This is a genomic window from Paracoccus marcusii (assembly GCF_006151785.1).
GTDB lineage: Bacteria > Pseudomonadota > Alphaproteobacteria > Rhodobacterales > Rhodobacteraceae > Paracoccus > Paracoccus marcusii.
On sequence record NZ_VDDD01000118.1, the window covers coordinates 1 to 10,233 of the forward strand.

The 10,233-nt window shown below is 62.9% G+C and carries 10 protein-coding genes; 7 read left to right on the forward strand and 3 right to left on the reverse strand.

Translation table 11 applies throughout. The features are described from left to right. Positions 1-110: 110 nt before the first annotated feature. Positions 111-299 carry a heavy-metal-associated domain-containing protein gene (locus FHD68_RS15090; RefSeq protein ID WP_045983724.1) on the reverse strand — a complete coding sequence of 63 codons (189 nt, stop codon included), beginning with the start codon at positions 297-299 and terminating at the stop codon, positions 111-113. A 165-nt stretch (positions 300-464) separates the two neighbouring features. Here FHD68_RS15090 and FHD68_RS15095 point away from each other — a divergent pair, with 165 nt between their 5' ends. Continuing rightward, positions 465-2,948 (forward strand): heavy metal translocating P-type ATPase, encoded by a 2,484-nt coding sequence (locus FHD68_RS15095; RefSeq protein ID WP_139086128.1) that lies wholly within the window; start codon positions 465-467, stop codon positions 2,946-2,948. A 167-nt stretch (positions 2,949-3,115) separates the two neighbouring features. On the opposite strand, the gene FHD68_RS15100 is transcribed toward FHD68_RS15095, so the two are convergent. Together FHD68_RS15100 and FHD68_RS15105 are read right to left on the reverse strand one after the other, a co-directional pair. Beyond that, complete coding sequence (locus FHD68_RS15100; RefSeq protein WP_139086130.1) at positions 3,116-4,429, reverse strand: MFS transporter; 1,314 nt, start codon at positions 4,427-4,429, stop codon at positions 3,116-3,118. A gap of 9 nt (positions 4,430-4,438) precedes the next feature. Then, positions 4,439-4,696 carry a metal-sensing transcriptional repressor gene (locus FHD68_RS15105; RefSeq protein WP_045983727.1) on the reverse strand — a complete coding sequence of 86 codons (258 nt, stop codon included), beginning with the start codon at positions 4,694-4,696 and terminating at the stop codon, positions 4,439-4,441. Between the two features lie 96 nt (positions 4,697-4,792). Here FHD68_RS15105 and FHD68_RS15110 point away from each other — a divergent pair, with 96 nt between their 5' ends. The 6 genes from FHD68_RS15110 (at position 4,793) to FHD68_RS15135 (ending at position 9,833) form a co-directional block, all read left to right on the forward strand. Further along, complete coding sequence (locus FHD68_RS15110) at positions 4,793-5,125, forward strand: hypothetical protein (protein ID WP_139086132.1); 333 nt, start codon at positions 4,793-4,795, stop codon at positions 5,123-5,125. A gap of 58 nt (positions 5,126-5,183) precedes the next feature. Next, a complete protein-coding gene (locus FHD68_RS15115) occupies positions 5,184-5,918 on the forward strand; it encodes a HupE/UreJ family protein (protein WP_045983729.1) in 735 nt (244 codons plus the stop codon). Between the two features lie 13 nt (positions 5,919-5,931). Next, positions 5,932-6,579, forward strand: coding sequence for a hypothetical protein (locus FHD68_RS15120; protein ID WP_045983732.1), 648 nt, complete (start codon positions 5,932-5,934; stop codon positions 6,577-6,579). A 260-nt stretch (positions 6,580-6,839) separates the two neighbouring features. Beyond that, entirely contained in the window at positions 6,840-7,658 is an 819-nt protein-coding gene (locus tag FHD68_RS15125) for a chromate resistance protein ChrB domain-containing protein (RefSeq protein ID WP_139086134.1), read from the forward strand. Continuing rightward, positions 7,655-9,025: a chromate efflux transporter gene (chrA, locus tag FHD68_RS15130; RefSeq protein WP_425277552.1), complete on the forward strand. Its 1,371-nt coding sequence runs from the start codon at positions 7,655-7,657 to the stop codon at positions 9,023-9,025. The genes FHD68_RS15125 and chrA overlap by 4 nt, the downstream gene beginning before the upstream one ends. Before the next feature lie 46 nt (positions 9,026-9,071). Continuing rightward, positions 9,072-9,833, forward strand: coding sequence for a sulfurtransferase (locus FHD68_RS15135; protein ID WP_045983749.1), 762 nt, complete (start codon positions 9,072-9,074; stop codon positions 9,831-9,833). The last annotated feature ends 400 nt before the right edge of the window (positions 9,834-10,233 follow it).

A 10,233-nucleotide genomic window follows, 5' to 3' on the forward strand; every position in this document is an offset into this window, starting at 1 on the left:
CTACAAGATCACCAAGATCGATGAACTGCTGCCATGGCACTGGAACGGGTAGCGGTTAGACCGGACGCTTACGGCCCTTCCTTCCGAAAGGGCCTTCGGCATTTAGCCCCTTATGCCGGTGCGAAGCCGGCATCCGTCAGTACGGCGACGAGCTGCTCGCGCGGAGCAGTCGAGGTGACCCTGACCGTGTGCGTTGCGGGATCGGCTTTCACATCTGCGGACGGATCAACGGAGTGGATGGCTTTTGTGACGCCGCGCGCACAACCGCCGCAAGTCATGGTTTCAATGTGGAACTGCATGGGAACCTCCTTGAGCACTAATCTCACGGGATTTGAATTAGGGATTCCAACGTTGGTAAGGTCAATACAGGAGCGTGTTATTATTTTTTAGCTTTGACGCTTGACCCTCCCATGATGGGAACGCCTATTTGGGTCAACGGAGCAAGCTTCAGAGAGTGATCCGTCATGAACGTCAGCGTCAAGAATATGCAGCCTGACCTGCAATCGAAAGTCGTCCTTAATATCGAGGGGATGACCTGCGCGTCATGTGTGGGACGAGTGGAAAGGGCGCTGAAAGCGGTGCCGCGAGTCGAGACGGCGTCGGTCAACCTCGCCACAGAGCGGGCCGAGATCACTGGTTTGGATCTGGATCGTGCGGCGCTGGTCAAGGCGGTCGAGACTGTCGGCTACGACGTCCGCTCCCCCGCAATCGATCTGGCTATCGAGGGGATGACCTGTGCGTCCTGTGTCTCCCGGGTGGAACGCGCCCTGAAATCCGTGCCGGGCGTGACAGGGGCCACGGTCAACCTAGCCACCGAACGAGCACTTGTCACTGGTTTAGCTGATCCCGCAGATCTGATCAGCGCAATTGACGGTGTCGGCTATGAGGCGCGGATCGGTGTCTCGGCCTCGGCAGTTTCTGATGCGGCTACGGATCGGAAGGCTGCTGAGGAAGCGGCCTTGAAGCGCAACCTGTGGATAGCCGCTGCGCTGACGTTGCCCGTCTTCCTGCTTGAGATGGGCTCGCACCTGTTCACGTGGGTGCATATGGCGGTGATGAACACCATCGGCATGCAGAACAGCTGGTATCTGCAGTTCGCCCTGACCACGGCGGTGCTGCTCGGCCCCGGGCGGCGGTTCTACACCAAAGGATTTCCCGCGCTGGCCCGGCTGGCACCGGACATGAACAGCCTGGTCGCGGTCGGCACATCGGCCGCCTATGGCTACTCGCTGGTTGCCACCTTCGCTCCCGCCCTGCTGCCCGCGGGCACCGTGAATGTCTATTACGAGGCGGCGGCGGTCATCGTCACCCTGATCCTGCTGGGTCGGTATCTTGAGGCCCGCGCCAAGGGCCGGACCTCCGAGGCGATCAAGCGGCTTGTCGGTCTGCAGGCCAAGACGGCCCGCGTGGTCCGTGTGGAGACGGCAATTGAAGTGCCGATTGCCGACGTGCGGCCGGGGGACCTCATCGAGGTCCGTCCAGGCGAGCGGGTGCCGGTCGATGGCGACGTGATCGATGGCACCAGCTGGATCGATGAGAGCATGATTTCAGGCGAGCCCCTGCCGGTGGAAAAGACCATCGGCCACGCTGTCACCGGCGGCACCGTCAACCAGACCGGGGCCTTCACCTTTCGCGCCACTGCTGTCGGCGACGCCACCATGCTGGCCCAGATCATCCGCATGGTCGAGGCCGCTCAGGGCGGCAAGCTGCCAATCCAGGCTCTAGTGGACCGGGTGACGATGTGGTTCGTGCCAGCGGTGATGGTTCTGGCGACGCTGACCTTTGCCGTCTGGCTGATCTTCGGCCCTGAACCTGCACTGACCTTTGGACTCGTAAATGCCGTGGCGGTGCTGATCATCGCCTGCCCCTGCGCGATGGGCCTTGCGACACCGACCTCGATCATGGTCGGCACCGGGCGGGGCGCAGAGCTGGGGATTCTGTTCCGGAAGGGAGAGGCGTTGCAGGCCCTTCAGGACGTTCGCGTCGTGGCCTTTGACAAGACCGGAACGTTGACCGAAGGGCGCCCCCGGCTGACCGACCTAAACCTCGCCCCTGGATTTGACCGCTCTCCCGTGCTGGCAGCTGTTGCCGCCGTGGAGGCGAAGTCCGAACACCCGATTGCGCGCGCCATTGTTACGGCGGCTACGGAAGAGGGCCTTACACTGCCCGATGTGACGGGGTTCACGTCGCTGACCGGTTTTGGCGTCCAGGCGAAGGCAGGAACTGAAAAGGTCGAGATCGGCGCTGACCGCTTCATGAGCAAACTGGGTCTGGACGTAGCACCCTTTGCCGAGATTGCGGCGCGGCTGGCCGATCAGGGAAAGTCCCCGCTTTACGCAGCCATTGATGGCCGTCTGGCCGCGGTCCTGGCTGTGGCTGATCCGATCAAGGAGACGACGCCGCAGGCCATCCGCGCCCTGCATGCCTTGGGCCTGAAGGTCGCCATGATCACCGGCGACAACGCCCGCACCGCGCAGGCCATCGCGCGCCAGCTGGGTATCGACGAGGTCGTGGCCGAGGTGCTGCCCGACGGAAAGGTGGCGGCAGTCAAGCGTCTTCAGGCACTAGGCTCCGTCGCTTATGTTGGCGACGGTATCAACGACGCGCCGGCCTTGGCCGAAGCCGATGTCGGAATTGCCGTCGGCACGGGCACCGATATCGCGATCGAGGCGGCCGATGTGGTGCTGATGACCGGCCGTCTGACCGCGGTGTCGGACGCGATCGCGCTGTCCAAGGCCACTATGCGTAATATTCGGCAGAACCTGTTCTGGGCTTTCGCCTACAACGCTGCCCTGATTCCGGTAGCGGCGGGTGTGTTGTGGCCGAGCTTTGGTATCCTCCTGTCACCAGTCTTTGCGGCCGGGGCCATGGCGCTGTCGTCCGTCTTTGTCCTTGGAAATGCCCTTCGGCTGAAGCGTTATTCACCTGCAGTGTTGCATGAAGTCTGAAAACCTCTAAAGAGCGGGGCCTTCCAGAGGCCCGGGTCTTTGCCAATATGATCCGCAGCTATGGGCGACCCCCCTGATCTTGCTGGCCGGTAGCCCCGGCATTCGCCATGCGCTTCAACGTGACCGTGCTACGATGCTTAACTCATGGCGCTCTTACTGCGTCGACTTCACAGACCCACAGGCCAACGCCTGTGCAGATCGTCGATCACCAAGGGGTGGTGATGCCGCCCCATTCCTCCATGCTCACGCAGATGCGGATGATCCGTGGGCAGGTCCGAATGATCATGCGCGACATCCGTCGGATCACCCGCAGGCCATAGACGCCATGCCAAGGCCAGCCCGATGAGCCCGATGATCGCCATGGAAGCAAACGCGGCTGTCATGCCCGCGCGGGCGCCCAGGTATCCGGCCAGGGGATAGCAGATCAGCCAGCAGGCATGAGACAGCGCGAACTGAGCGGCAAAAATCGCAGGACGATCTTCCGGATGAGCTGAGCGGCGCAGCAAACGGCCCGCTGGCGTCTGCGCGACAGAATAACCGAAGCCCAGGATCAGCCATAGGGCAAGCAGCGCGCCATAACTGCCCACGGCGATCCCGGCAGCCGTTCCGACGATAAGGACGGCAGCACCAGCGATCATCACCGGCCTGTCCGACAGCTGGTCCAGTAGGCGCGGCAGGGTCAGGGCGGCGATCATCGATCCCGCACCGAACGCGGCCAGCGCCAGTGCCACCTTTGGCTCCGACAGACCGAACCCTGCCTTGACCAGCACGACCGTGTTCACGATCACCATCGATCCGGCCGCAGCGACGGCCAGACTGATCGCCAGCAATCCGCGCAGACGCGGGGTCGCCAGATAGAGGCGGATGCCGCGCGTGGTCCGGTCCCAGACCCCGTGCCTTGCCGCTGGCTGCGGTGGGGGCAGACGGACGCTGAGGACCAGCGCAGCCGAGGCGAAAAACCCAACGACCGTCCCTGCAAACAGGCTGTGAAAGCTGATGACGCTCAGAAGCGCCGCCGCCAGCATGGGCGAGACGAGGCTTTCCAAATCGTAGGCAAGGCGCGAGAGCGACAGGGCGCGGGTATAATCCTCCTCCTTGGGCAGGATGTTTGGAATGGTCGCCTGGAATGTCGGGGTGAATGCGGCTGACGCGGCCTGCAGCAGGAAGATCAGCAGGTAGATCTGCCAGATCTCGGTCACGAAGGGCAGGCACAGCGCAATGGCCCCCCGGACCAGGTCCAGCGCGACAAGCACCGACCGGCGCGGCAGGCGATCCGTGAATGCCTGCGCCACCGGCGCGACGCCGACATAAGCAATCATCTTGATCGCCAGCGCGGTGCCCAGCACCGCCCCCGCATCCGCCCCGGCTAGATCGTAGGCCAGAAGGCCCAGGGCCACGGTCATTAGCCCGGTGCCCAGCAGCGCGATCACCTGCGCCGCGAGCAGATGACGATAGGTGCGGTCGCGCAGGATGGCCAGCATGGAGTGTCCTTACAGCAGCTTGGTGATCGCCTTCATCTCGTCCAGTGTCTCCGCCGCGTCGTGGACCAGGCAGTGGTCGATATGATCGTGGATGAGCGCCCGCTTGGCAGAGGTCACAGCACTTTCCACCGCCGCCAGCTGGCGGGCGATGTCGAGGCAGGGCTGCTGTCCCTCGATCATGCCGATGACATGGCGCAGATGACCTTCGGCACGTTTCAGCCGGGCGACGAGGGCGGGGTGGGTTGCGTGAACGTGCGGGTGTGACATACAGTCAGGCTATCCCCCCCTGGGGGATAGAACAAGACGGTGTGATCAGCGCGCCGCGAAATGACGGGCAGGCCGGTGAAACAGGTTCGGACATTGATGCATAGCGTGCTTTCAGCACTCGTCTGTCTGTCGCTTGTCATCTGGTCCCTTGCGCCAAGCGCCAGCCATGTCCCTTACATCTTCGAAGTGGTGGCCGAGCATACCGACATGATCGCTGATCACGGCCACTCGCACGGGTTCGAAGAGGATCTTTTCTGGGCGCTGCACGGTCACAGCCATGACGTGGCCGACCATGATCACAGCCAGGCCATGCTTGTCCCCGGCGCCGGTGCGCACCCAAGGGTGGCTTGGCGCGATACGTTCCGGCTGCGGGCGTCATGGGACGGACCGCAGCGGGTCTATCTGATCGAGCGACCTCCGCGGGCCTGATCGATGCCGCCACCGCGCGGCGTATCCGAACAGACAGACCCTTACCGGAGACTTTTCCATGACCTCGACCTTGGGGGTCCTGCGCGCCTTGGCACCACGCCAACCGGTCGCGCTGACCCTGATCCTGCTGGCGGCAGTCCTGCTGACGGCCGCCCAAGCTCTTGCCCATAACGTCACCGCCGGTGACGCAGGTTATATCCAGGAAATCTGGGGGGTGCAGATCATCCCCTTCATCTACCTTGGCGCCAAGCACATGGTGACCGGCTACGACCACATCCTGTTCCTGCTGGGCGTGGTGTTCTTCCTCTACCGGATGAAGGATGTCGGCATCTATGTCAGCCTGTTCGCCATCGGCCATTCGGTCACCATGCTTCTTGGAGTCTGGTATGGCTGGGGCATCAACGCCTACATCATCGACGCGATCATCGGCCTGTCCGTGGTCTACAAGGCGCTGGACAACCTTGGCGCCTACCAGAAATGGTTCGGGTTCCAGCCTAATACCAAGGTCGCCACGCTGATCTTCGGCCTGTTCCACGGCACGGGCCTGGCCACGAAGATCCTCGACTATGACATCCCGCAGGATGGGCTTCTGGCCAACCTGCTGGCCTTCAACGTTGGCGTCGAGGTCGGCCAACTGCTGGCCTTGGCCGTGATCCTGATCGTCATGGGCTACTGGCGTCGCAGCCCCAACTTCCTGCGCCAGGCCACCATCGCCAACGTGGTGATGATGGTCCTGGGCATCTGGCTGACCTTCAATCAGGTCGCCGGCTACATCGCTTCCACCTCTGCATAGATTGGATATTCCCATGCACAATGCACCTAAACCCAACATCGACGAGCTGCCCATCAAGGCGCAACTGCGCCGCTCCACGATCCTGGCCAGCATCGGTGCGGCGGTGATCGCGGTCACCGTCTATCTTCCTGCTGAATACGCTATCGACCCCACCGGGATCGGCCGGGTCATCGGCCTGACCGAGATGGGCGAAATCAAGGTCCAGCTTGCTGCCGAAGCCGAAGCGGATCGTCTGCTGGACGAGCAGCGTGCCACCCAGCAGCCCTCTCAGGACCAGACGTCGAGCGTTCTGGACAGTGTCATGGGTCTGTTCGTCGGCACGGCCCATGCGCAAGAGGCGCAGGACACCTGGACGGACACCGTGACCTTCACGCTGGAGCCGGGCGACACGGCCGAGATCAAGCTGACAATGACGGCTGGAGACGTGGCTGAATACGCATGGACCGCTGAAGGCGGCCGGGTCAACTTTGATCTCCATGCCCATAACGGTGGCGAGTCCATCGACTATGAGCGCGGCGCTGGCGCGACCGACGGCGAGGGCAGCATCGAGGCGCCCTTCGCCGGTGATCACGGCTGGTTCTGGCGAAACCGCGACAGCACACCGATCACCATGACCATCAATGTGCGCGGCGATTACAGCGCCGTCGTCGAAACCTACTGAGCCTCGGGCAGCCATTCGTGATCGACGCGAATGGCTGCCTCATTCTTCCTGCGGCACTATTCATATGTAACCATTGTGAAAACCGGCAGGGACGTGCCACCGCCCAAAGGCTGCACCGCACCGCATGGTACAACATCGATCTGCTATCTTGACCTTCCTCGCGATCACATTCTATTTCCTTGCGCATGGGGCCTGCGACCGCCCCACGAGGCGTCAGCTGAAGTTCGCGTTCCACTGAAACCTTCACGGGAGGAACGCCCATGCCTGCGCCCAATGCAATTTCCGTCGACAAGCTTGCCCGGATCATCGGTACGCCCCGCGCCCCGGTCATTCTGGATGTCCGGTCCGATAGCGATTTTGCCACCGATCCCCGACTGGTGCCGGGGTCCATCCGAGCGGATGACCGTGCCTTGGCTGATCTCCCACCGCTGCCGCCGGGTCCCGTGCTGGTGCTCTGCCAGGCAGGTCATCGCCGCAGTCAGGGCGCTGCGGCGTGGCTGCGCGCCGAAGGCCGCCCGGCCGAATACCTGGAGGGTGGTTTTGTCGCGTGGCGAGAGGCGGGTCTGCTGCTGATCCAGACAGATCATTTGCCGCCGCGCGACGGGCAGGGCCGCACGGTCTGGGTCACCCGCGCACGACCGAAAATCGACCGCATTGCCTGCCCCTGGCTGATCCGCCGCTTTGTCGATCCCCGCGCAGTGATCCTGTTTGTGGCCCCGGCTGAAGTCTCGGGTGTCGCCGAGCGCCATGAGGCCGCGCCCTTCGACATCGAGGACGTCTTCTTCAGCCATAGGGGCGATCTGTGCAGTTTCGACGTGATGCTGGCTGAGCTGGGCCTGTCCGTTCCGGCGCTGGACCGTTTGGCCGTGATCGTTCGGGCTGCCGATACGGCACGGCTGGACCTGGCACCCGAAGCAGCGGGGCTGCTGGCCGTCTCCCTTGGCCTGTCGCGCATGTATGTCGACGATCTGGAACAGTTGGAGGCGGGGATGCTGGTCTATGACGCGCTCTATCGGTGGGCGCGTGATGCGACCGGCGAGACCCATAACTGGCTCACCAACAAGCCGAGGGCAGAATGATGCAGACCCGCCCCTATCCGACCTTAGCCGAGGCCACCCGTGTTTGGGCGCGGATCGGTCTGCTGAGTTTCGGCGGCCCTGCGGGCCAGATCGCGCTGATGCACCGCATCTTGGTCGAGGAACAGAAATGGCTGGGCGAACGGCGGTTCCTGCACGCCCTGAACTATTGCATGCTGCTGCCCGGCCCCGAGGCCATGCAGCTGGCCGTCTATATCGGCTGGCTGATGCACCGGACGCTTGGCGGCATCATCGCGGGGTTGCTGTTCGTGCTGCCCGGCGTCGTGGCGATCATGAGCCTGTCCTGGATCTATGCGATCTGGGGCAATACCGGCGTGCTGGAGGGGCTGTTCTTCGGCCTCAAGGCCGCGGTGCTGGCCATCGTGGTGCAGGCGGTGATCCGCATCGGGTCGCGCGCGCTAAAGAACCGCACGATGATCGGCATCGCCGCGGCCTCGTTCTTAGCGATCTTCGCCTTTGGCGTGCCGTTTCCAGTCATCATCCTCACGGCAGCGCTGGTGGGCTTCGTCGGCGCCCGTGCGGGTCTGGCAGCGTTCCAAGGCGGGGGCGGGCACAGCAAGATGGGCGGCACCCAGGTGGCCGATGCCGACACCCTGCTGGGTGAGGGCACGCCCGACCATACCCGTGTCAGCGCCGGGTGGGCGGCGTGCATATCGGCGGTGTTTCTGGGGCTGTGGCTGGTGCCGGTGGCGGCGCTGTTCCTGATCCTCGGCCCGGAAAACGTGTTCTCGCAGATCGCCGGGTTCTTCAGCGTGATGGCGGTGGTGACCTTCGGCGGCGCCTATGCCGTCCTGGCCTATGTCGCCCAGCAGGCGGTCGAGACCTATGGCTGGCTGGCGCCCGGAGAGATGCTGGACGGGCTGGGCATGGCGGAAACCACGCCGGGGCCGCTGATCATGGTGACCCAGTTCGTGGGCTTCATGGGCGCGCTGCGCGAGGCGGGCGGTATGCCGCCGCTGCTGGCCGCGACACTGGGCGGGCTGCTGACCACCTGGGTCACGTTCCTGCCCTGCTTCCTGTGGATCTTCCTGGGCGCGCCCTTCATCGAACGCCTGCGCGACAACCACGCCCTGACGGCGGCGCTGACGGCGGTGACGGCGGCGGTGGTGGGGGTGATCCTGAACCTGGCGCTGTGGTTCGGGCTGCATGTGCTGTTCGACCGGCTGCACCCGGTGGACGCGATGGGGCTGGACCTGGACTTGCCGGTCTGGGGAACCTTGGATGTCGCCGCGCTGGCGCTGGTCATCGTCGCAATCCTGGCCGTGTTCCGCTTGAAGCTGGACGCCGTCACTGTGCTGGCGATCTGTGCCTTCGCGGGACTGTTCCTGAGGCTGGCTGGAGTTGTCTGATGGCGCCTAGTCTGACACCGGACATTCTGAAAAAGGACATGACCCCATGAGCAATTCGCCCATCGTTGCCGCGGCTCAACTGGCTGATCTGGGGCCTTTGCGTCTTCTTTACGTCCCCACAGCAGAGGAGCGACCCGCCGGTATGGCGGTCGTCCCGATCCACGACTGGATCGCCACCGCCAAGCAGAGTGATACGGGGTTTGATGATGTCGCATATTGGCAGGACCAGATCAGGCAACTAGGCCTGACGCAGGATGCCCTGACTGTGGTTTTAGACGACGGAGGCATGACGGAGGCGGCTCGCGTCTGGTTCATCCTTCAGTATTTTGGGCTGCCCGCTGCAGTGCTAAATGGTGGCCTTCCAGATCTGGGGAGGCTTCCCGCGCAGGCAACGCCGGGAACCTCCGCGCCCGACCTGCGCCCCGGCGCGGGGGCGGTCGGCCTCGTCGGGCGGCAGGAGCTGAAAGTTGCCTTGCCATCAGTGCAGATTTTTGATGCCAGGACGGCAGCGGAGTTTGAAGGCGAAGACCTGAAGGGAAACAAGCGCGGCGGGCATCTACCCGGCGCGGCGCATCTCGATCATCGGGATTTGCTTGACGGACGTCATCTGCGTCCGGCGTCCGAGCTTGCGCAGATGTTGGCTGACGCGGGGGTGCGCAGCGGCGCTCCTGTTGTGACCCACTGCCAGGGCGGTGGGCGTGCAGCCTTGGCAGCGTTGGCAGCAGTCGCGGCGGGGCAGGAAGATGTACGGGTCTATTACCTCAGCTTTGGGGACTGGGCCGCTGATGAGAGCTGTCCGTTGGAGTAGCCCCTCCGACGTGAATTTCATCGCATGAGGGACTGATGAAACGCGGAAACCTAGCTTCCACTAAGGTATCATAATACCCAGTAACCGCAATTATGTTACATTACACAAGACTTGGTCATCGCTATCGTTTGGCCGCAACCCCAAGTTATCCACATATTTCGGGGATATTTCCGGGGGCAGAAGAAAATATTCCAGTTTTGTAAGTCTGTTAGCTAATAATTCTATAATGTAAGATAAAATGGCATTGCAGCTTTCCTTAGCTACTTATCGCCTTAGGAGGTACCTACTCAATGGAGCAATGACCTCCCATGCCCCATGCTCAGAAACGATCCAGACCGTGTGAAAACTAGGTGGAATTTAAAGGGCATCGGGCGTTCGGTGATTTTTAGTTTAGAAATCC